General features: G+C 38.5%; 16 protein-coding genes and 2 pseudogenes. 13 read left to right on the top strand and 5 right to left on the bottom strand.

Going from position 1 to position 21,359, the window contains the following annotated elements:
- Nucleotides 1–11 precede the first annotated feature (11 nt).
- The 3 genes and pseudogenes from ACINWC141_RS17135 (at nt 12) to ACINWC141_RS17125 (ending at nt 3,823) form a co-directional block, all read left to right on the top strand.
- Nucleotides 12–1,667 (top strand): bifunctional protein tyrosine phosphatase family protein/NAD(P)/FAD-dependent oxidoreductase, encoded by a 1,656-nt coding sequence (locus tag ACINWC141_RS17135; RefSeq protein ID WP_009393374.1) that lies wholly within the window; start codon nt 12–14, stop codon nt 1,665–1,667.
- Nucleotides 1,668–1,917: 250 nt separating this feature from the next.
- On the top strand, nt 1,918–2,709 hold the full coding sequence (locus ACINWC141_RS17130; RefSeq protein WP_009393352.1) for a sulfite exporter TauE/SafE family protein: 792 nt from the start codon (nt 1,918–1,920) through the stop codon (nt 2,707–2,709).
- Nucleotides 2,710–2,818: 109 nt separating this feature from the next.
- A pseudogene (locus ACINWC141_RS17125) lies at nt 2,819–3,823 on the top strand (homoserine dehydrogenase).
- A 31-nt stretch (nt 3,824–3,854) separates the two neighbouring features.
- Here ACINWC141_RS17125 and ACINWC141_RS17120 read toward each other — a convergent pair.
- Nucleotides 3,855–4,772, bottom strand: a complete 918-nt coding sequence (locus ACINWC141_RS17120) for a DMT family transporter (protein ID WP_009393377.1) — start codon at nt 4,770–4,772, stop codon at nt 3,855–3,857.
- A 166-nt stretch (nt 4,773–4,938) separates the two neighbouring features.
- Here ACINWC141_RS17120 and ACINWC141_RS17115 point away from each other — a divergent pair, with 166 nt between their 5' ends.
- Nucleotides 4,939–5,793: a helix-turn-helix domain-containing protein gene (locus tag ACINWC141_RS17115; RefSeq protein WP_005305027.1), complete on the top strand. Its 855-nt coding sequence runs from the start codon at nt 4,939–4,941 to the stop codon at nt 5,791–5,793.
- Between the two features lie 18 nt (nt 5,794–5,811).
- Here ACINWC141_RS17115 and chrA read toward each other — a convergent pair whose 3' ends face one another.
- Nucleotides 5,812–7,161 carry a chromate efflux transporter gene (chrA, locus tag ACINWC141_RS17110; protein WP_009393378.1) on the bottom strand — a complete coding sequence of 450 codons (1,350 nt, stop codon included), beginning with the start codon at nt 7,159–7,161 and terminating at the stop codon, nt 5,812–5,814.
- A gap of 241 nt (nt 7,162–7,402) precedes the next feature.
- Here chrA and ACINWC141_RS17105 point away from each other — a divergent pair, with 241 nt between their 5' ends.
- Genes ACINWC141_RS17105 through ACINWC141_RS17070 form a run of 8 tightly spaced genes read left to right on the top strand, consistent with a single transcriptional unit; the run spans nt 7,403 to nt 14,614 of the window.
- Nucleotides 7,403–8,146: a GntR family transcriptional regulator gene (locus ACINWC141_RS17105; RefSeq protein WP_000080816.1), complete on the top strand. Its 744-nt coding sequence runs from the start codon at nt 7,403–7,405 to the stop codon at nt 8,144–8,146.
- Between the two features lie 28 nt (nt 8,147–8,174).
- Nucleotides 8,175–9,908, top strand: coding sequence for a fumarate reductase/succinate dehydrogenase flavoprotein subunit (locus ACINWC141_RS17100; RefSeq protein WP_009393394.1), 1,734 nt, complete (start codon nt 8,175–8,177; stop codon nt 9,906–9,908).
- A gap of 20 nt (nt 9,909–9,928) precedes the next feature.
- Complete coding sequence (locus ACINWC141_RS17095) at nt 9,929–10,174, top strand: 4Fe-4S dicluster domain-containing protein (protein ID WP_000864073.1); 246 nt, start codon at nt 9,929–9,931, stop codon at nt 10,172–10,174.
- Between the two features lie 19 nt (nt 10,175–10,193).
- The gene (locus ACINWC141_RS17090) at nt 10,194–11,624 is read left to right on the top strand and encodes an ABC transporter substrate-binding protein (protein WP_009393404.1); all 1,431 of its coding nucleotides are present in this window, start codon (nt 10,194–10,196) and stop codon (nt 11,622–11,624) included.
- Nucleotides 11,625–11,658: 34 nt separating this feature from the next.
- The gene (locus ACINWC141_RS17085; RefSeq protein ID WP_009393411.1) at nt 11,659–12,513 is read left to right on the top strand and encodes an ABC transporter permease; all 855 of its coding nucleotides are present in this window, start codon (nt 11,659–11,661) and stop codon (nt 12,511–12,513) included.
- Between the two features lies 1 nt (nt 12,514).
- Nucleotides 12,515–13,354 (top strand): ABC transporter ATP-binding protein, encoded by an 840-nt coding sequence (locus ACINWC141_RS17080; protein WP_009393344.1) that lies wholly within the window; start codon nt 12,515–12,517, stop codon nt 13,352–13,354.
- The gene (locus ACINWC141_RS17075) at nt 13,351–14,349 is read left to right on the top strand and encodes a HEAT repeat domain-containing protein (protein WP_009393407.1); all 999 of its coding nucleotides are present in this window, start codon (nt 13,351–13,353) and stop codon (nt 14,347–14,349) included. Before ACINWC141_RS17080 ends, ACINWC141_RS17075 begins: the two co-directional genes overlap by 4 nt.
- Complete coding sequence (locus tag ACINWC141_RS17070) at nt 14,333–14,614, top strand: DUF971 domain-containing protein (RefSeq protein WP_009393395.1); 282 nt, start codon at nt 14,333–14,335, stop codon at nt 14,612–14,614. Before ACINWC141_RS17075 ends, ACINWC141_RS17070 begins: the two co-directional genes overlap by 17 nt.
- Before the next feature lie 39 nt (nt 14,615–14,653).
- On the opposite strand, the gene ACINWC141_RS17065 is transcribed toward ACINWC141_RS17070, so the two are convergent.
- Nucleotides 14,654–15,940 (bottom strand): MFS transporter, encoded by a 1,287-nt coding sequence (locus ACINWC141_RS17065; RefSeq protein WP_009393348.1) that lies wholly within the window; start codon nt 15,938–15,940, stop codon nt 14,654–14,656.
- A 554-nt stretch (nt 15,941–16,494) separates the two neighbouring features.
- Here ACINWC141_RS17065 and ACINWC141_RS17060 point away from each other — a divergent pair.
- Complete coding sequence (locus tag ACINWC141_RS17060; RefSeq protein WP_034679026.1) at nt 16,495–18,672, top strand: TonB-dependent siderophore receptor; 2,178 nt, start codon at nt 16,495–16,497, stop codon at nt 18,670–18,672.
- Between the two features lie 54 nt (nt 18,673–18,726).
- Here ACINWC141_RS17060 and ACINWC141_RS17055 read toward each other — a convergent pair whose 3' ends face one another.
- Nucleotides 18,727–20,145 carry an aspartate ammonia-lyase gene (locus ACINWC141_RS17055; RefSeq protein ID WP_009393346.1) on the bottom strand — a complete coding sequence of 473 codons (1,419 nt, stop codon included), beginning with the start codon at nt 20,143–20,145 and terminating at the stop codon, nt 18,727–18,729.
- Between the two features lie 503 nt (nt 20,146–20,648).
- A pseudogene (locus tag ACINWC141_RS17050) lies at nt 20,649–21,359 on the bottom strand (IS3-like element ISAba22 family transposase); the annotation flags it as partial.

The following is a 21,359-nucleotide window of genomic DNA, read 5'->3' as shown; positions in this document are numbered from 1 at the left end:
AAGGTGGCAATATGGAACTTAAACAAGTTAATCAAGATTTTTATGTTGCTGGACAGATTACTGCCGACGATATCGCAAAAATTGCAGATCAGGGAGTAAAAACTCTGATATGTAACCGCCCAGATGGAGAAGGTGCAGACCAACCTAATGTGATTGAAATTAAAGAAGCAGCTCAGCAATATGGCTTAAACGTAATTTATCAGCCTGTGACCAGTGGTAAAATTACCGATCTGCAAGTTGCTGATTTCAAACAGCTTTATCAAAGTGCTCAGAAGCCCGTTTTAGCATATTGTCGCTCTGGTATGCGTGCAGTCAGTTTGTGGGCTTTGGCTGAAGTTGCTCCAAAAGATGCAGCGCTTTTAGTAGAGTCGAGTAACAAACTTGGTTTTAACTTGAAAGGGTTGGTGCCACGTATTTTAAAACGTGATCATGAACCAGCGACAATTCCTTGTTATAGCGTTGTGATTGTGGGCGCTGGAGCAGCAGGAATTTCTGTAGCATCGAGCTTACTGTCTCGTGAACCTCATTTAGATATTGTCATTATTGATCCGGCAGATACCCATTACTATCAACCGGGTTGGACTATGGTCGGTGGTGGTATCTTTAAACCCCAAGTAACCGCACGCTCAATGGCAAGTGTAATTCCTTCAAAAGTGAAATGGATGAAAGCTGCCGTTGCTGGATTCGACCCTGAACACAGTCAGGTCATTTTGGAAGGATGCCAACCGATTCAATATAAAGCTTTGGTTGTCTGTCCTGGTTTAAAACTCAACTGGCATGGAATTGAAGGTTTAGTCGAAACCTTAGGTAAAAATGGGGTGACGTCTAACTATCGTTATGATTTAGCGCCGTATACATGGGAACTGGTGCAACAACTAAACGGTGGAAAGGCAATCTTTACCCAACCGCCTATGCCAATTAAGTGTGCAGGTGCTCCTCAAAAAGCGATGTACCTTTCAGCCGATTACTGGCTAAAGCAAGGCAAACTTAAAGATATCTCTATCCATTTTTATAACAGCGGCGGTGTTTTATTTGGTGTGAAGGAATATGTACCTGCACTAATGCAATACGTCGAAAAATATGGCTCGGAACTGCACTTTAACCATCAACTTGTCAAAGTAGATGGGCCTGCAAAAAAAGCATGGTTTAAGGTGGTGAACGATGAAAATGCCGCATTGGTCGAAACTGATTTCGATATGTTGCATGTTGTTCCACCACAACAAGCGCCAGACTTTATTCGTGCAAGTACGCTTACTGATGAAGCAGGCTGGGTGAGTGTGAATCCTCAAACCTTACAACACACACAACATGCCAATATTTTCGCTTTAGGTGATGTGATGAATGCGCCTAATGCCAAGACTGCTGCTGCGGCACGGGCACAAGCCCCAATCGTTGCTGTAAATGTTCTCGCACAACTGAATGGTGAGCAGAATTTCTGCGAGTACAACGGCTATGGCTCATGTCCACTCACTGTAGAGCGTGGAAAAATCGTTCTGGCTGAGTTTGGTTACGGCGGTAAATTACTTCCTAGTTTTCCGAAATGGGTGATTGATGGGCAAAAGCCATCTCGGTTGGCATGGTTGCTTAAAGAACAGATTTTACCACCGATTTACTGGCAAGGCATGCTCAAGGGCCGCGAATGGATGGTCAAACCTGAGCGAGGATAAACAAAGCAACGCTTTACCCGAGCGCAAGACGAGAGCTGTGCTCAAGTTAAGGGGATAAACAAAGCAACCTTTGTCCTGAGAAGCGGTTGAAGCTTCGTAAGAAGACAAGAACTATGTTCGAGTTAAGAGGATAAACAAAGCAACGCTTTGTTTTGAGAAACGACTAAAGCTTCGCAAGAAGACGAGATCTATTCACTCATTAACCAGCAGTCTACTGCAAATGATGTATATGCAATTTTAGGCTTTTGATATGTTATTACTTGTCGTTGAAGGCATCGTGATTGGCTTTTTACTTGGTCTTACTGGCGCAGGTGGCGGTATTCTTGCTGTACCCGCGCTCATGACCAGTCAAGGCTGGAGCGTGGCTCAAGCTGCGCCGATTGGGTTGTTGGCAGTTGCGCTATCTACACTCATTGGAACCATTGAAGGCTTATTTAAAAAGATAGTTCGTTATCGTGCTGCGATCTGGATTGCCTTAATTGGTGCTCCAATGGCACATATCGGAATTTTAATAGCCAACGCGATTTCACCTGTCTGGCTCATGTTAATGTTTAGCTTAGTCATGTTTACAGTAGGCTATCGACTTATTAGTAACCGAGTATCAGACTTTCATAACCCGCCGTGTCAGGTCAACCCAAGTACGGGACGCTTTATCTGGAATTTTAAAACGGGAAGCGTTCTTGCCAGCATCGGAATTATTGCTGGGCTTTTAACTGGCATGCTAGGGGTTGGTGGCGGCTTTGTAATTGTGCCCGCGCTTAGAAAAGTCACAAATTTGGATATGCATAGCATTGTTGCAACTTCACTTATGATTATTTTTCTCATCAGTGGAATGAGTATTGTGATGCATATTGCAGAGGGTTTTCACTATCCAGTAGGCATTACTAGTGCGTTTGCGCTCGCATGTGCAGTTGGTATGTTATTAGGATGCCGAGCTATACGTTTTATTCCGGCTGCCATTGTACAAAAAGTCTTTGCTTTAATGGTTTTTGCTGTCGCAATTTATATGGTTATTAAGATTGTTAATCTAACAAATATCTGAGCGATATAGTATTTTAACCTTCTCTATAAATAGCAATTTTCCAAAGATGAGATATTAAAATTATCTTTGGAAATTTCATTTAAACCATTTAAATTTTTGAGAAAGCGATATGAAGCGAGTTAACGTGGCAATTTGTGGTTTTGGACGGATTGGGCAACAAATTGCAGAGCTTCTTTTTAATCGATCGACATACTATAAACAAAAATATCAAATTGATGCCCGTTTAGTAGGTGTCTGCAACTCATCATCAGGTTTAATTAACCAAGATGGTTTACAAGCTTCAAAGTGGCTGGATAAAACACAATATCAACTAGGCCTAACATAGCAAAAGTTTTTAGAACAGGTTCAAGCAGATGTCATTATTGAGACAGGGCCAAGTGACTATGTGACAGGTGGGAAAGGCCTATTTTATTTAAATTATGCTTTAACACATAGAATGCATGCGATTGCAGTATCTAAAGGTGCTTTAGTCGTAGAAGGTAAAAAATTAATTAACTTGGCTCATCAACACAATAAAAAATTATTTTTTAGCGGTGCGACAGCTGCGGCTTTACCGACTGTTGATTTGTTTGAATATAACTTAGCTGGTTGTCAAATTTTAGAAATAGAAGGTGTTTTTACTGGAACTACAAATTTTATTTTGAATGATATGTTGCAACATGAATGTGCGTTTGCAGAATCTCTTGAAAAAGCTCAAGCAAAAGGTATTGCGGAACCGAACAGTTCTTTCGACGTAGATGGATGGGATACCGCTGCTAAAATTACCATACTAGCCAATACTGTTTTAGGAGCTGAGGTAAAAATTCAAGATATTCCAAGACAAGGAATCAGCCATGTCACAGCCGATCACATTCGTGATTGGAAAAAAGAAAATCTAATTCCTCGTTTAGTCGGTTTTATTCATATTAAGAATCAGCAAATTCAAACAGGTGTTGAATTAAGATTAGTTCCAGCAAATCATCCTTTTGCTCACCTGCAAGGTTCTAATAAATGCATTCGGGTGTTAACGCAAGAAATGGGTGAACTTGTTGTAAGTGGAGGAGCATCCGCACCTTTAGCTACGGCAGCTGCGGCTTTAAAAGATTTTGAGTTGATGCTAAAAACGGGCTGCTAAAATTAATTATGATTTATAAAAAAGCAGGCTTTTAGGCCTGCTTCTCACAACTTTTTTGACTGCTAAATAACTTCTTTCCAATTTCAAACTTACTGAACATTAAGTAATTGCCGAGTAAGATTAGTAAAATTCCAAATAATGCATTTAAGGTCCACTCATATCCTTCAAAGAAGGTAGAAACTGTTAGAGCGACTAAAGGGAAAAGTAATGTGCTATAAGCTGCTTTGGCTGCACCAATTCGCCCAACCAAAGAAAAATAAGCCGAGAACCCAATAACCGTACCAAATACAGCCAAGTAAAGTACCGAACTTAAAAATGGGAAATTCATTGGAGGCATTAGATTTTGGCCTGTAAATAAAGCTAGACTTAACATCACCAATGCACCATAAGTCATAGCATAGCAATTTGTTGAAAAAATATTTAGGCCACGTTTTTGGTGTCTAACACTAATCATATTTCCTAAAGAAAAACCGTAAGTGCCTATTGCACATAGTCCAATACCCATTAATAACTGCGCATTAAACTGGCTATTAATCAGGTCATGCCAAAACAGTAAAACAATACCACCAAGTCCTAAAAGTGCAGCTGGAGCAAAGTTTGGGGAAGGTTTTTGCTTAAAAAAGATAAGCGCATTAATGGCATTAAAGAAAACAGCCATCGAAAAAATAACGGACTCTAAACCGCTATTTACATATTTAACGGCGGTATAAAAACAAATAAAGTTTAGGCCGAAAACACAAAGGCCTTGCAGCATACAAAACAAATGGTCTTTTAAAGCAATTCGCTGTAATTTTCCTGAAAATAGTAAAACAACCCAAAGTAATAAGGCTGAAATGGCAAAACGCCATAAAATCGCGACAACGGGTGTTGCATAATGGCTTTGAACGGCAATTCCAATCCATGTTGTTCCCCAAATCAACACCACCGCAACATAGAGTAAAATATTCATAACTTCATCCTCGATTACCAAACTTAAGTATCTAGGAATGCTTAATTTTTCACGTATATATTCTTGTGTTATACATGCAAGATCTTGCGCTTTTTATATAACTGAACTAGCTGAATTTTGCTGAATATGGTTAACTTAAGCTCAATGATATTCGTTTTAATTTTGCATGGCCTATCAAACTTTAGAACAGCTACAGCAATCTAAAGCCAAGCTTCACGAAACTGTGGTGCTTGATGAAAATATGCAACTTGCATTTTGGTCTAATGAGCAAGATCGTGTAAGTGTCTGTAGCGATCACCATACTTTAAGTCTTTATATTCAAGATGGCTATGAAAGCTATCAAAAAACCCCTGCCGGCTGGAAAAATGGCGGTGGGCCGGGTCGTTTTTGCTTGTTGCCTGAACATCAGGAGTCGACTTGGGATATACGAGGTGGGCTTAAATTCGTTCATTTGTATTATACCGACCAACATTTGCGTGATGTTGCTGAAAAAATATGGGACAAAGAGCCCAATCAAATTGAACTAAACGAAGTTGTCTTTAATGACGACGAAAAGATTCGTGCGCTATATCAGTTTTTCTTGTTAGATTGTGATTGGAATGATTCATCAAACCATTTACAAATGAGTACAACTGCCAGTTTATTGCTAAATCATTTAATTCGAAGATATAGCAATGTTAAGTGGCAGCAACCTGTCATTAAAGGTGGATTGGCACCTCATAAACTTAAATATATTCAAGACTGGATTGAAGGGCATTTAGACCAAGCACTCACTTTGTCTGATTTAGCAAATGTTGTGAATTTAAGCGAATACCATTTTGCTCATATGTTTAAGCAATCCATGAATATGGCGCCTCATCAATATGTCATGCAAAGACGCTTAACTAAGGCAAAAGGGCTCATTCAGTCATCTCAGCTTTCTTTACAAGATATTGCTCTTGTATGTGGTTTTAGTTCAGCGAGCCATTTAAGCCATCGCTTTAAACAGTTTTATGGCATGAGTCCTTCACAGTTACGTTAAGGGACTCATGACTAATATTTATATAAGATAAACACCTAAACCAATCAGTGCTGATGCAAAAATGACATATAACACGTTAATGTTAAAACGGAATAAGGCAATAAATGCAGCAATGGTAATTAAGGCTGCGATAACATCAAAGTGACCAGAAAAACCGTGTGGCCATAACACGTGATAACTAAAAAATAATGCTAAATTTAAAATGACGCCGACCACAGCCGCGGTAATTGCCGTGAGTGGCGCCGTAAACTTAATTTCATTATGTGTAGATTCAATAATGGGTGCACCGGCAAAAATAAATACAAATGAAAAGAGAAAAGTAAACCAAGTCACAATGACAGCACCTAATGCTCCAGCAAAAAATAGATGCTCAGACCCAAGTAATGAATGATTGACACCTCCTAAAAAACCAACAAAGGCAACCACCATAATCAGTGGGCCGGGTGTAGTTTCCCCAAGTGCCAATCCATCAATCATTTGGGTAGGTGAAAGCCAACCGAAATGATTTACAGCCCCTTGATAGACATAAGGTAAAACCGCGTATGCACCCCCAAAAGTCAGCAATGCGGCTTTAGTAAAAAACCACGCCATTTGAGTATAAGAATGATGCCATCCAAAATATGAACCTAAAACTAAAATAGGCAATAACCATAACCCGATAGCAATTAAAATAAGTTTTAATAAGCCTAACCAATGAAATTTGGCATGTGCTGGTGTTGGAGTATTATCATCAATAAATGCCGGTCCATAATCTTTTTGACTGGCTTTATGTCCAACCGTTGAGGAAAATAGTTCTGGGTACTTTTTACTCGCTAAATAGCCAGCAATACCAGCTGATAAAACAATAACCGGGAAAGGTAGCTTTAAGACAAAAATGGCAAGAAACGCAGCAATCGCGACGAACCATAAAAATTTATTTTTAAGCGAACGGCTACCTATACGGTACGTTGCATGAAAGACGATTGCGGTAACGGCAGGCTTGATTCCGTAGAAAATGCCTGCAATAACGGGAACATCTCCAAATTTTATGTAAACCCAAGACAGTCCGATTAAAATAAATAAGGAGGGTAATACAAATAGAATACCTGCAACCAATCCTCCAGCAGTTCTATGCATAAGCCAACCAATGTAGGTTGCTAATTGCTGTGCTTCAGGGCCGGGTAACAACATGCAGTAGTTCAGGGCATGCAAAAATCTTTTTTCAGATATCCAGCGCTTTCGTTCAACGAGTTCCTGATGCATCACAGCGATTTGTCCAGCTGGCCCCCCAAAACTAATAAAACCAAGCTTGAGCCAAAATAAAAAGGCTTGCCAGAAGGTGACTTGCTCCACTGAATCATCAGGGTTACTTTGTTGTTTTTGTTGCATATTATCCCCTAAAAAATAATAGTAATTTTTACGTTTATGGCATAACGGAGTATGTTTTATAGCATAACAAACACAAATGTATTTTTTATGATAACGATTCAACTTTTATAGATAACTATTCATTAATTCATTGATATGAATTGAAATTATTTTTTCAACTAAAGTTATCGCTTTAAATTATTTCCAAAGCTGAAACATTTTAAACATTATTTGCTCAAGTTGTTATAACAGGTTGTGCATTGTGAGCCAGCTACCCCAAGACCCCAAAAATCATAAACCTCTTTACGATCAGTTAAGGGAGCTCATCCTAAACAAAATTGTAAATGGGGAATATGCAGTGCTGAGCCAAATTCCATCTGAAAATGAGTTTGCTGAACAGTTCGGTGTAAGCCGAATCACAGTTCGCCAAGCACTCAACCAATTACAGTTGGAAGGCTATATTTTTAAGGTGCCAGGTAAAGGGACCTTTGTAAGTAAGCCAAAAACATTCCAGAACATTTCAAGTTTGCAGGGTTTTGCGGAAGCAATGTCATCTGCTGGTCACGAAATTTTAAACCGTGTCATCTCGGCCGAGCTTAAGCAGATCCCGATGCATGTTGTACCCAAATTAAAGTTACCTGTTAAAGCCAATGTGTATGAAATTCAACGTGTTCGTTTACTCAACCGTCAGCCAGTGTCTTATGAGTTGACTTATTTGCCAGAACATATTGGTTTAAAGCTGAAAGAAAAAGCGATTGATTTACGTACAACCGATATTTTCAAGGCATTAGAACAAGAGTGTGACATCCCTTTGGGACATGCGGATTTAAGTATTGATGCCACGGTGGCGGATGAAGAATTGGCGGCTTTATTGCAAGTCGAAATCGGAACTCCAGTATTACGGGTTGAACGTTTAACTCATGACGCAAATGGTCAACCGATTGACTATGAATATCTCTATTTCTCGGGCGATACCTTCCAGTACCGTTTACGTATTCATCGTTAATAACTCAGATAAAAATAAGGATTTTACAATGGAAACTAAATATCTTGAGTTCGATATTGTGGTGATTGGTGGTGGAACTGCAGGGCCAATGGCTGCGATTAAAGCCAAACAAGAAAACCCGAATTTAAAAGTCTTGCTCATTGAAAAAGCGAATGTAAAACGTAGTGGGGCGATTTCAATGGGAATGGATGGGCTGAATAATGCTGTCATTCCGGGCTACGCAACACCTGAGCAATACACCAAAGAAATTACCATTGCCAACGATGGGGTAGTTAACCAAACCACTGTATATGCATATGCGAAGCATAGTTTCAAAACCATTCAACAGCTCGATCAATGGGGCATTAAGTTTGAAAAAGATGAGACCGGTGAATTTGCAGTAAAAAAAGTACATCACATGGGTGCATATGTTTTACCAATGCCCGAAGGTCATGACGTTAAAAAAGTTTTATATCGTCAGTTAAAGCGAGCCCAAGTCAAAATTAATAATCGGATTGTCACCACAAAGCTTTTAAAAAATGAGCAAGGTGCAATCAATGGTGTACTTGGTTTTGACTGTCGTAGTGGTGACTTTTATGTCATTAAAACGAAAGCTGCCATTTTATGTTGTGGTGCTGCAGGGCGTTTAGGTTTGCCAGCTTCAGGCTACTTGATGGGCACTTATGAAAACCCAACCAATGCAGGTGACGGCTATGCAATGGCATACCATGCAGGTGCTGAACTTGCCAACTTAGAATGCTTCCAGATTAATCCACTGATTAAAGACTATAACGGCCCAGCTTGTGCCTATGTCACAGGTCCTTTAGGAGGTTATACCGCCAACAGTAAAGGTGAACGTTTCATTGAATGTGACTACTGGAGTGGTCAAATGATGTGGGAGTTTTACCAAGAACTGGAAAGTGGTAATGGTCCTGTTTATTTAAAAGTAGATCATCTGGCTGAAGAAACCATTCAAACTATTGAAGAGATTCTACATACCAATGAGCGTCCAAGCCGTGGTCGTTTCCATGAAGGCCGAGGAACCAATTACCGTCAAGATATGGTGGAAATGCATATTTCAGAAATTGGTTTCTGTAGCGGACATAGTGCTTCTGGTGTATGGGTCAATGAAAAAGCCGAGACTTCGGTTAAGGGATTATATAGCGCTGGCGATATGGCGGCTGTACCTCATAACTATATGCTTGGTGCATTTACCTACGGATGGTTTGCGGGTGTAAATGCCGCGCAATATGTGAATGCAATTAAAGATAGCGAATTAAACCAAGGTGAAATAGAAGCAGAAAAAGCTCGAATATTTGCGCCACTGAATTGCTCAGAAGGTTTATCTCCAGAGCAAGTGGAATATAAGCTGCGCCGTTTTGTAAATGACTATTTGCAACCACCTAAAACTCGCCAAAAAATGGAAATTGGGCTCAAGCGTTTTGAAGAAATCAAACAGGATATTAAGCGAATCTCTGCAAGAAACCCTCATGAGTTGATGCGTGCCGCTGAAGTTTCTTTTATTCGAGACTGTGCGGAAATGGCAGCTAGAGCTTCATTGTTTAGGGAAGAAAGTCGCTGGGGACTGTACCACTATAGAGCAGATTTCCCTCAAAAAAATAACTTAGATTGGTTCTGTCACGCGCATTTAAAAAAAGATGAACAGGGCAACATGGTCAGTTTCAAAAAAACAATCGAGCCTTATGTGGTTCCGATTAATCAAGATGAGGCTGTGTCGTATGACCGTTTACGTATTCAAAAAGATGTTGCTCTTGCAGACTAAATAAATCAGGAATTCAAATCATGGCTTTTATTTTTAAAGAAGTTCAGCACCGTACTGTCGCACCCGTCATTATCGATGAAGATAAATGTATTGCTGATAAAGGATGCACAGTCTGTGTAGATGTTTGTCCAATGGACTTATTAGCAATCGATCCCACAACTCAAAAAGCTTTCATGCAGTTTGATGAATGTTGGTACTGCATGCCATGTGAAAAGGACTGCCCAACAGATGCAGTCAAAGTAAATATCCCATACCTACTCAAATAATTAATTTGGAATACTCAATATGAGACAAAATAAATTGATCAATAAAAAACTATTACTCAGTAGCTTAATTGGTGCCATTGTACTTGGCACTGTGGGGTGCGGCAGTAAAACAGAAACTGTTCGTGTAGCGATTGGTACGCAAGACACCACTATTAACTGTGCAACAGGTGGGTTGCTCATTCGTGAATTGAATTTATTATCAAAATATTTACCCAAAGATGGTGAATACAAGAATGTTAAATATGACATTCAATGGAAAAACTTTACCTCTGGTGCACCACTTACCAGTGAGATGGTGGCTGGCCGACTAGATTTGGGAGCAATGGCTGACTTTCCTGCTGTTAATAATTTAGCGGCATTTAAAAAAGCTGGAAAAGAAAGCATATTTTTAGCACCGTTATCAGGCAGCATTAATGGCAGTGGTAATGCGATTGTTGTTCCAATTGACTCAAAAGTAACTTCACTTAAAGAGCTAAAGGGGCAGACTATTTCTGTACCTTTTGCCTCAACTGCTCACGGACTATTATTGCGAGCAATTCAAGCTGAAGGTTGGCAACTTGATAAAGATATTAAAGTGATTGCTCAGGCGCCAGAAGTGGCGGGGCCTGCATTAAAAAGTCATAAGATTGCTGCGCATGCTGACTTCGTACCATTTGGAGAGTTATTTGCTTACCAAGGCTTTGCTAAAAAAATCTATGATGGTTCACAAGCAAAATCACCTACATTTCATGGTTCGCTTGCCAGCAAGGATTATGCACAGCAGCATCCAGAAGTTATAAAGGCTTATTTACAGGCAACCATTGAAGCAAATCGCCTGATTCGAGAACAACCCGAAAAATATAGTGAGCTTATTGCCGAAAAAACGGGTATTCCTGCCGAAGTTGTCTATTTATTTCATGGTCCACTAGGTCTACAAACTCGTGACTTAACGTGGAAACCTGAATATCGAAAAGCGACTCAAATTGCGATAGACACCTTAAAAGTTTTAGGCAAAAACGATGGTACGCTTGATGTAAATAAATTTATTGATGATCAATACATTAAGGACGCATTTCAAGCATCCGGACTTAATTATAGCCAGCAACTGGCCGACTATGCAAAATCACCTTTGGTTGCCAATGACGCTTTAATGGGCCAACCCATCAAAACATTTGATCGGGTAACTCAAATTTGGGTAAAGAGTGAAGAAAAAGTGCGTAGCTATGAAACACCTGAGCATGCTTTTTCTGATTTAAAGAAAGTTCAAGCAGCTGGAAAAACGGTGCGTGTGGTTTATAGCCAAGATCATCAGTCCGACATTAAGTTACTTGCCAATCTGGCATGGTATGCCACAGATAAAGCAGGACAAATTCAGGCCTTTTTATTAAAAGATGATGCTGAAAAATGGGCTAAACAACAGGGCGGAAAAGTATATGACTTTAAAGCTATTCAGCTTGTAATACAGAGCTGATGTGTTGTCTTACCTAATGAGCAGGAGGTGACGAATGAGTAGTTTAGTCCAAACAAAACCTAAAAACCAAAGTACATTTTTGATTAAATTTTTTCAGCAATTGAGGTTATGCCCAACACATTTAAAAAGCTATGCCATTGCTTTTACATCTATAGCTTTTTGGATAGTCATTTGGCAAGGACTTGCTCAGTTTAAAATAAATTTAGGTATTGTGAACTTTAGCAATGTCCCGACACCTTTAGATGTCATTCATGCGCTATGGGCTTTCTTTCAACTCAGCACTGCATTTGAACATGTTGAATCTAGTGTTTTTCGCGTAGTGGTTGGTTTTGTGCTAGCGGCTTTAATTGGTGTAGGTATTGGTTTGTTAGCAGGACGTTATCAAAAACTGGCTATATTTCTGATGCCGCCATTAGAAGTATTACGTCCAATTCCAGCAGTTGCATGGATTCCTTTAGCAATTCTGATTTTTCCATCCTCAGAAGCTTCCATGATTTTTATTACCTTTATTGGGGCTTTATTTCCAATTTTATTAAACACCGTACATGGCGTTGGTGCGGTTGACCCAAGGCTCGTTGCATCAGCGAAAAGTCTGGGTGCTTCTGATCTGGCCATCATTTATGAAGTCATTATTCCGGGGGCATTACCTAACATTATTACGGGTTTATCTATTGGAATGGGTACTTGTTGGTTCTGTTTAGTGACTGCCGAAATGATTTCGGGTCAACACGGAATTGGATATTTCACATGGGAATCTTTCACCTTGCAAAACTATAGCAATATTGTGGTTGGCATGGTGCTGATAGGAGCGTTAGGTATGTTTAGCAGTACATTGGTGCGTGTGATTGGAAACCGATTTACCCCATGGTATCAATTGAGGAAGTCTTAAAATGTCAATTACACAAGGCCATGTGCGTATTCAAAATCTATCGCTACATTTAGGGCAAGCTAAAAATCGTTTTCAGGCATTAGATCGGGTTAATTTCGAAATACAACCGGGTGAGTTTATTTGTCTACTTGGCCCATCTGGTTGTGGAAAATCAACATTATTAGGTGCTTTGGCAGGGCACTTACCGATTAGTTCTGGGACTTTAACGGTTGATAATGAATCTATTCTTGAACCGCATCCAGATAGAGGTTTGGTGTTTCAGCAACACACTTTATTTCCATGGAAAAGCGTGCTTGAAAATATTGCTTTTGGTTTGAAAATGAAAGGCATCGCTAAACAAAAGCGTATTGAACAAGCTCAGAAAATGATTGATCTGGTCGGGCTTAAAGGTTTTGAACATAAATTTCCAGCCGAACTTTCTGGTGGCATGCAGCAACGGGTTGAAATTGCGAGAGTATTGATTAATCAACCTCGCATTTTATTAATGGATGAACCTTTTGGTGCATTAGATGCCCAAACTCGTTTAAAAATGCAAATGCTATTGCTCGAAATTTGGCAAGAAATCCAAACATCGGTTTTATTCATTACCCACGATATTGATGAAGCACTTTTTTTAGCGGATCGAGTGTTGATTATGAGCCATAGGCCAGGGCGAATTATTGAAGAAATTCCGCTTAAGTTTGAACGTCCACGAGATGTTGAGCTTGTCACGAGCATTGAATTTACAGCCATTAAGAAACATTGCATCCGGACTTTAAAAGAAGCTACTCAACAAGAAGAGTTAAGCCGTTTAAATCCATTAGGGCTTGGAAAGAAATCACAAATTAAGGAATACGAATGAGTTTTTATTATCAAGCTTTAGATGACCTCGATGAATATAATCAGGAATTTCTTGCACAGCTTCATCACGCAGATGAAAAAATTCGCTTTGTCGCTTTAATGAATATTGGTGATGAAGAAAATCCGGATTTGCTTCCTTGGTTGCATGCAGCGCTACAACACGATTCTTCAGCTTTAGTTCGTGAAGAGGCGGCAAAAAAACTAGAAAGTTGGGAAGATCCAACCAGTTTGCAAGTATTGGCTCAAGCCTTATTTGATGCAGATGTTAATGTGAAACAAGCTGCCAGCCAAAGCTTAAGCGAAGTCAAAAATGCGGCATCAGCCCAGATACTGGCACCTTATTTAAAGCACACGGATTCTTTTGCTCTTAGCGCAATTTTACGTGCTTTAAAACCTTTACGACCACAACAATTATTCGAAGAGATATCCGCTTTGGTACACCATGAAGATGCTCTTGTGCGCCGGGAGGCAATCAGTGCATTAAGTTGGTTACAACAAGACCAAGCGATTACCATATTGGCAAAAACTGCTGAAACAGATACTGACGATGAAGTCCGCCGCATTGCAACAGGTGGTTTGGCTTATAGTCAGAACATAACAGCTGATGTTATCCAAGCGCTTCAACATTCTTTAACCTCGGAAAGTTGGCAATTAAGAGTCGAAGCTGCACTTACGATTGGAAAATTACATATCGTTCAGCTCGAAACTCCCTTAATTCATGCTTTATCTGACTTATATTGGCAAGTACGTATTGCCGCAGTTCGAAGCTTAGGGTTACTCAAATCGCGTCTGGCAGTTGCTCATTTGTCTGATAACTTTAATCATGAAATTAGTAATTTACGTAAAGAGGTCGCTTTAGCACTCGGTGAAATTGGCACATCAGAAGCTCAGAATCTATTAAAACAACATCAAAATGACTCCGACCCAGAAGTACGAAAAGCGATTCGTATTGGTTTAAATCAAATTGATGAGGTGAAATATGCAAGCCAGACCTGATATTCATGTGGATACGATAACCAAACAGGTTCACTTTATCTGGACCGATGGTTTGAGCATAACTCTGAGCCATCAAAATTTAAGGGAAATTTGCCCATGTGGCTTTTGCCGAGCGAAGCGGATCAAACAAATTAAAATAGAGCATCAAAATGTTGAAGTAACAGCAATGTTTGATCAAGGTTACGGTGCCCAAATTTGTTTTAGCGATGGGCATGATAAAGGGATTTTTCCGTGGGCTTTTTTAAAAGAATTTGCTAAGTGCTAAAAAATGCCTTCTGCTTGGGACAGAAGGCATCTCATTTAATTAATGATCATGTTCTAAATAGTCTGGTTTTTTAGGAAGCGCGAGGCTACACAAGAAACAGATAATCAGCATGACAATGACATAAATAAAGAAGGTGTTTTCGATTCCGGCAGCTTTGAATTGCAAGGCAACCGAAGGTGCAGAACCACCAAAAATAGCATTACCTACCGCATATGAAAATCCTACCCCGAGTGCGCGTACGTGAGGTGGGAACATCTCAGCTTTTACTAGGCCACTAATAGATGTGTAGAAACTCAAAATCATCATCATAAAAATGAGTAGCAAGGTAATGATGATCGGCGAATCTATATAATTAGGCATGCCAATTGCCATCACTGGATAGATAAAAATCGCAGATAATAAGCTAAATGCTAACATTGAAGAACGTCGCCCAATACGATCCGAAATGGAACCAAATACAGGTTGAGCACACATATAGACAAATAGCGCAAAGGTCATGATATAACCAACGGTTTTTCCATCCATACCTAAATTAGTTAAATAGGTTTTTGAATAAACGGTTTCTACATAAAACGTTAATGAACCAGCAGAAGTGTATCCGACCACCAATAAAAAGGTTTTCCAATGCTTTTTAAAGAGCTCTCTTAAGCTACCAGACTCTTTGCGTTCACTATCTTGATGAGAAAGTGTTTCTTCTAAACGACTACGTGCGAGCAAAGATAAAATTGCTGCAATACCACCAATAACAAATGGAATACGCCAACCGCCATTAAGCAATTGGTCCTCACTCAAAAACGTTAATAAAATTACGCCAAGTAAGCTGGCAAGTAATTGACCACCAGAGAGGGTGACATATTGGAAAGAGGAATAAAAACCACGTTGACCCTTTAAGCCTAATTCACTCATATATGTTGCGACTGCACCATATTCACCACCCACCGATAAGCCTTGAAGCAAGCGCACGACTAGCAAAAGAAAAGGGGCAAATAGGCCAACTTGGTCATAAGTTGGTAGGGCTGCAAATAGAAAAGAGCTCAAAGCCATGAGGCAAATAGAGACAATCATTGATTTTTTTCGACCGTGCCGGTCTGCAATGCGCCCAAATATCCAGCTACCAATAGGACGCATAAAAAAGCTTGCTGCAAATACACCCCAAACATAAATAGATTTGGTCGTACTATCCATGTCTGGTGCAGTTAGAGCTTGAGTAAAATAAGCAGCAAATACTGCATAGATATAAAAGTCGAACCATTCAACCAAATTACCTGAAGCTGCGCCTACAATCCCTCGTATTCTGCTGCTCTTTTCTTCCTTAGTATATGTCATAGATATTCCGTCAGTTAGCAGAAAAAAATAGAAATTTTCAGATGTACTGAACAGGAAATAGAATGAATTTTTAAATATCACTCAATCCTGAGTACTTTCTTAGAATTTCTCTCCATTCATTTTTTATAATTTTAAATTTCCATTCTAGTGATTCTATGATCTTTTGTTCGATTTAAAGATATTTTTATCGATTATCGAACATTTCCTTAATTTAATTAAATGATCACTGCACTATAAACTTTATTTAAAATCAAACATCTAATTTATCCAGCATATTTTTTATTGTATTCCTCCTTGGTCTAGACCTATTTCTGAGCTTAGTTTCATTTTGATTATTTGGTAATACTTAAAAAGTTATAGTCCCAATTTCAAAGAAAATAAATGAAATTCATATAATGATGACGCTTTATTACACAAAATTTACTTGATCTAAAAATTAGATAATCTGTTGTTTCTGGATATTTGTCACTGTATTCTTTCGGGGCCAAAAATAGGGAATACCTCCGATTTTTAGCACACTTATATTATGTACGCTATGAGCAGGTCGTTATTCAATGGAAAGACACACGTTAAATCTTCACTTCATAACATGCTCTAAAACAGCATTGGCTTCATCTATTGCACTTATAGCATCTGTTGTTTATGCAAATGAAGCGGAGGTTTCGCAGCTCCCAACCATTACTGTGAACGCCACACAAAATAGTGATGCTCTATATACACCAAAAAAAGTTAATTTATCTGGTTTTCAAACAGGCGATGTAAAGAAAGTTCCTGCCTCTATTACGACCATTACCTCGGAGCGCCTAGCAGATCAACATGCAAAAACACTGACTGATGTTATTAAAAATGATTCATCGTTAGGGGATGGCTACGCTGCAATTGGTTATTATCCTAATTTTATGGCTCGTGGCTTTGCACTCGATTTAGGCACAAGTTATCTCATTAATGGCCATACCATACGTGGCGAGCAAAATGTAGCTTTAGAAAATAAAGAGCAAGTTGAAATATTAAAAGGTATTTCTGCGATTCAAAGTGGCATGTCGACTCCAGGTGGTGTAGTCAACTATGTAACGAAAAGACCTGCCGATGTTAAAACTATTACCGTCGATGCAAATTCAGAAGGTGGTTATACACTAGCAACAGATGTAGGTGGCTTTATTAATGAAAAGTTTGGCTATCGAATCAATTTAGCGCATGAAAGTATTCACCCAAATGTCGATCATGCAAATGGTAAACGTGAGTTTGGTTCAGTTGCTTTAGACTGGAAAATTAATGATCGCTCTAAGTTACTGTTTGATGTTGAAGCTCAGCATCAAAGTCAACGTTCTGTACCGGGTTATCAACTGCTTGATGGGCAAGAAGTACCAACAAATGTAGATCAAGACCGTTTATTGGGTTATCAGTCTTGGAGTAAACCGGTTGTAAATAACAGTGTAAATGCGAGTTTAAAATATCAATATGCATTTAACGATCAATGGAATGGTAGCTTAAGTGCATCACAAAGTCGTGTTGTGATTGATGATAATAGTGCTTTCCCATGGGGATGTTATAACGATATTTGTGAAGTTACTGGTTTAGGCAATACTTTTGATAAACACGGTAATTATGATATTTACGATTTTCGCAGCCCAGATGATACACGTATTACTAACCAGTTCGCTGCTGGGTTAAATGGTCAATTCAACACTGGCAATATTCAGCATCAAGTAACTTTCGAATTACAACGTACATATAAAACCTTAAAGCACCATACACCACTAAATGTAGCGGTAGGAACAGGCAATATCTATGAAGATACGATTGACTACAGTCCATCATCAGAAAGTCCAGGTGATCGTTACAAAGCTCTAGAGAGTGATCAGACTGCTTTCACCATATCTGACCGAGTTCAATTTAATGATCAATGGTCAACGTTATTGGGTGGAAAACTTATTCATCTTGATGAGCAAGCCTATCAGCCAGATGGGCAGCAAAGTCGAGACACAGATTTAAATAAGTTTTTACCGCAATTAGCGCTCATGTATAGCCCAACTGCTAAAACTAATCTTTATGCTTCATATGCCAAAGGATTATCGGATGGTGGTGAGGCTCCATGGTTTGCTAATAATGCTCTAGAAGTTCTATCGCCTAGAAATTCTGAACAATATGAACTTGGTGTTAAGCAACAAATACGCAACTTTTTATTAACAGCAGCTATTTTTGATTTAAAACAAGATAATCAATATGCGACTACAAATTCTGAAGGAAAATTAGAATTTGTTGAGCAAGGTGAACAGCACAACCAAGGTATTGAATTAGGTTTAACTGGTGCCTTAACTGATACACTCGATGTAAGCTCTGGCATTACCTATACCAAATCTCGCCTTGTTGATATTGAGAGTGACAGCTACAAAGGTCATCAAACTCAAAATGTACCAAAGGTCCGCGCAACTGCACAGTTATCTTATAAAGTACCTTCAGTTGAAGGGTTAAGATTACTCAGCGGTATGCAATATAGTAGTAGTAAGTATGCAAACAAAGAGGGAACAGCAAAAGTAGGTGGCTATAGCGTCTTTAATATTGGTGCTGCCTATAAAACAAGTTTTGCTGGGCATGACACAACTTTTAGATTCAATATTGATAACTTATTTAATAAGAAATATTGGCGTGATGTAGGGGCATTTATGGGGGATGACTATTTATTCTTAGGTAATCCACGTACAGCTCAGTTCTCTACAACTTTTAGTTTTTAAAGTATAGAACAAATAAAAAAGGAGCTTATAAAAGCTCCTTTTTTATTTCAGGAATTAAGCCGACATTTTTGGTTTAACCATATTATTAATCGACAAGATCTCATCAAGCACTTGTGCTGATAATAAACCTTCATTTTGAACTAAAGCCAATACACTTTGTCCAGTTTCGTTTGCAGTTTTAGCAATACGAGTTGTAGTTTCATAACCCAAATATGGGTTAAGTGCAGTCACAATACCAATTGAGTTTTCAACTAAAGCTTTACAGTGCTCAGGATTCGCCGTAATCGTATCGATACATTTACTTTGGAACATGGCCATCGCGTTACCAAGCAAATCCATAGATTCAAATAGTTTAAAAGCAATAAGAGGTTCCATTGCATTTAACTGGAGTTGACCTGCTTCAGCCGCTAAAGTTACAGCCAAATCATTTGCAATAATCTGGAAGCAAGCAAGGTTCATTGCTTCAGGAATGACTGGGTTTACTTTACCCGGCATGATCGAACTACCTGGTTGACGTGCTTCTAAGTTAATTTCATTGATACCAGTACGTGGACCACTTGAAAGTAAACGCAAGTCATTGGCAATTTTTGAAAGTTTAGTTGCGGTACGTTTTAATAAACCAGATAAAAGAACAAAATCGCCCATATCCGAAGTTGCTTCGATTAGATCAGGAGATGACTTAATTTTTTTACCAGAGATTTTTGCAAGTGCTTGAATCGCAAGTTCACGGTAACTATATTCAGTAGTAATTCCTGTACCAATCGCTGTTCCGCCAAGGTTCATATAAGCCAAAACATTTGGAATAAGCGTATTAATTTGCTCAAGGTCTTTTTGTAAAGTTACCGCAAAAGCACCAAACTCTTGACCTAATGTCATTGGCACAGCATCTTGCAACTGGGTACGACCCATTTTTAAGATATGAGCAAATTCTTGAGACTTGTTGCGGAAACTTAAAATTAAGTTATTAAAAGGAAGATTTAGTTCATCTAAGCTTAATAACAAACCTAAACGAATCGCAGTAGGGTACACGTCATTTGTTGACTGTGACATGTTAATGTCATTATTTGGATGTAGATATTGATATTGACCTTTTGAATGTCCCATATATTCTAAAGCAACATTCGCCAATACTTCATTTGCATTCATATTGGTTGAAGTACCAGCACCACCTTGCATCATATCAATCGGAAACTGGTCGTGAAAATTACCGCGAATAAGTTGATTACAGCTGTATTCAATTGCTTCAAATTTAGTTTGATCTAAGCTTTTAAGATTATAGTTAGCTTCAGCACAAGCAAGCTTTACCATTGCTAATGCTTTAATTAAATGAGGAAAATTTCCAACTCTGCTTTGTGTTAAGTTAAAGTTTTCTAGAGCACGTAATGTTTGAACTCCGTAATAATCATTATTATTGATTTCTCTATAACCAATAAGATCCTTCTCGATACGGGTGGTAATTTCAGCGTTCATCATTAAACTTCGAATTAGTAGAGGAGATAATTCATATTAGTTTTCGAAATGCTTCACTTCTAATGCATTTATCAAGTTAATTATGCATTTTTTGCATAACAGGTTTTCCCTTTTCCAAACCGAAAATAGAAAAAATTTTTTCTTTATGAATTATATCTAAATTTTATTTTGTAAATTAATGGTTTACTTTTTAGAAAAATTAAAAATAAAAAGTTCTATGATGAAAGAAATGGATATGCAATTTAAAAAATAACTGAATAGCAAATTTTAGACTTATTAATTTAAGTGAAATATCAAGTAAATTTACGCGTATAACAACATTTGAAGTGTAGCTTATCTAACAAATTTATATAAAAATGTGATGCATTTCACATAAAAATCACTATAATACGAAAAAATCTTAGTTTTAAGTTTATGTTAAAAGTCACAGCTGCATTAATTATTTTGGGTAGTTTTACATACTATGATATACGCTGAATTATCAGGAGACTTTCCCTTGGGAGATTCTAGGCAGCCAACTTATAAAAGTCTTCGGCCATTTGATTTGGTGTCTTAAAACCCAAACCCTTTTGAATTCTTCGATGATTATAAAATAACTCAATGTATTTTATAATATCTGCTTTGGCTTCTTCTCTGGTTTGATAGTTGTAATGATGCACTAACTCATTTTTCAGTATTCCCCAAAAGCTTTCAATCGGTGCATTATCGTAACAGTCTCCGCGCTTGCTCATTGAACCTTGAAAACCATATTGCTCAAGTATATTTCGATATTCCTGGCTGCAATATTGACTTCCTCTGTCTGAATGCACAATCAGTTCTTTGGTTGGTTTTTGATTGTGAATAGCCATATTTAGCGCATTACAAACAAGCTGTGTTGTCATGCGCTCATTTAAGCTATAGCCAACCACTTGCTTCGTGTAAAGGTCTTTTACCGCTGCTAAATACAGCCATCCTTCAACAGTCCATATGTACGTAATATCACTTGACCATGCTTGATTTGGTCTAGTCATTGAGAATTGTTGCTCCAGCAGGTTTTCATAGATCGCTCGATTATGGTCACTATTCGTAGTCCTTTTAAAACGCTTGTGTCGCTTACAATACAGGTGGTTCAGCGCTTTTATCTGACGTACAGCGTACATACTCATTTTTATACCCTGAGCTTGTAAGTATTTGGTTAATCGAATATAACCATAGCTCTGCTTTGTCTCCTCATGGGC

This window comes from Acinetobacter sp. WC-141 (assembly GCF_000313935.1).
Taxonomy (GTDB): domain Bacteria; phylum Pseudomonadota; class Gammaproteobacteria; order Pseudomonadales; family Moraxellaceae; genus Acinetobacter.
Note: the sequence above shows the minus strand (reverse complement) of the source record. Positions and strands in the feature narration are given on the sequence as shown.

Bases quoted from the DNA above. Each gene is read 5' to 3' on its own strand.
- ACINWC141_RS17135 (WP_009393374.1), top strand. From the start codon at position 12: ATGGAACTTAAACAAGTTAATCAAGATTTTTATGTTGCTGGACAGATT.
- ACINWC141_RS17130 (WP_009393352.1), top strand. From the start codon at position 1,918: ATGTTATTACTTGTCGTTGAAGGCATCGTGATTGGCTTTTTACTTGGT.
- ACINWC141_RS17120 (WP_009393377.1), bottom strand. From the start codon at position 4,772: ATGAATATTTTACTCTATGTTGCGGTGGTGTTGATTTGGGGAACAACA.
- ACINWC141_RS17115 (WP_005305027.1), top strand. From the start codon at position 4,939: ATGGCCTATCAAACTTTAGAACAGCTACAGCAATCTAAAGCCAAGCTT.
- chrA (WP_009393378.1), bottom strand. From the start codon at position 7,161: ATGCAACAAAAACAACAAAGTAACCCTGATGATTCAGTGGAGCAAGTC.
- ACINWC141_RS17100 (WP_009393394.1), top strand. From the start codon at position 8,175: ATGGAAACTAAATATCTTGAGTTCGATATTGTGGTGATTGGTGGTGGA.
- ACINWC141_RS17095 (WP_000864073.1), top strand. From the start codon at position 9,929: ATGGCTTTTATTTTTAAAGAAGTTCAGCACCGTACTGTCGCACCCGTC.
- ACINWC141_RS17090 (WP_009393404.1), top strand. From the start codon at position 10,194: ATGAGACAAAATAAATTGATCAATAAAAAACTATTACTCAGTAGCTTA.
- ACINWC141_RS17085 (WP_009393411.1), top strand. From the start codon at position 11,659: ATGAGTAGTTTAGTCCAAACAAAACCTAAAAACCAAAGTACATTTTTG.
- ACINWC141_RS17080 (WP_009393344.1), top strand. From the start codon at position 12,515: ATGTCAATTACACAAGGCCATGTGCGTATTCAAAATCTATCGCTACAT.
- ACINWC141_RS17075 (WP_009393407.1), top strand. From the start codon at position 13,351: ATGAGTTTTTATTATCAAGCTTTAGATGACCTCGATGAATATAATCAG.
- ACINWC141_RS17070 (WP_009393395.1), top strand. From the start codon at position 14,333: ATGCAAGCCAGACCTGATATTCATGTGGATACGATAACCAAACAGGTT.
- ACINWC141_RS17065 (WP_009393348.1), bottom strand. From the start codon at position 15,940: ATGACATATACTAAGGAAGAAAAGAGCAGCAGAATACGAGGGATTGTA.
- ACINWC141_RS17060 (WP_034679026.1), top strand. From the start codon at position 16,495: ATGGAAAGACACACGTTAAATCTTCACTTCATAACATGCTCTAAAACA.
- ACINWC141_RS17055 (WP_009393346.1), bottom strand. From the start codon at position 20,145: ATGATGAACGCTGAAATTACCACCCGTATCGAGAAGGATCTTATTGGT.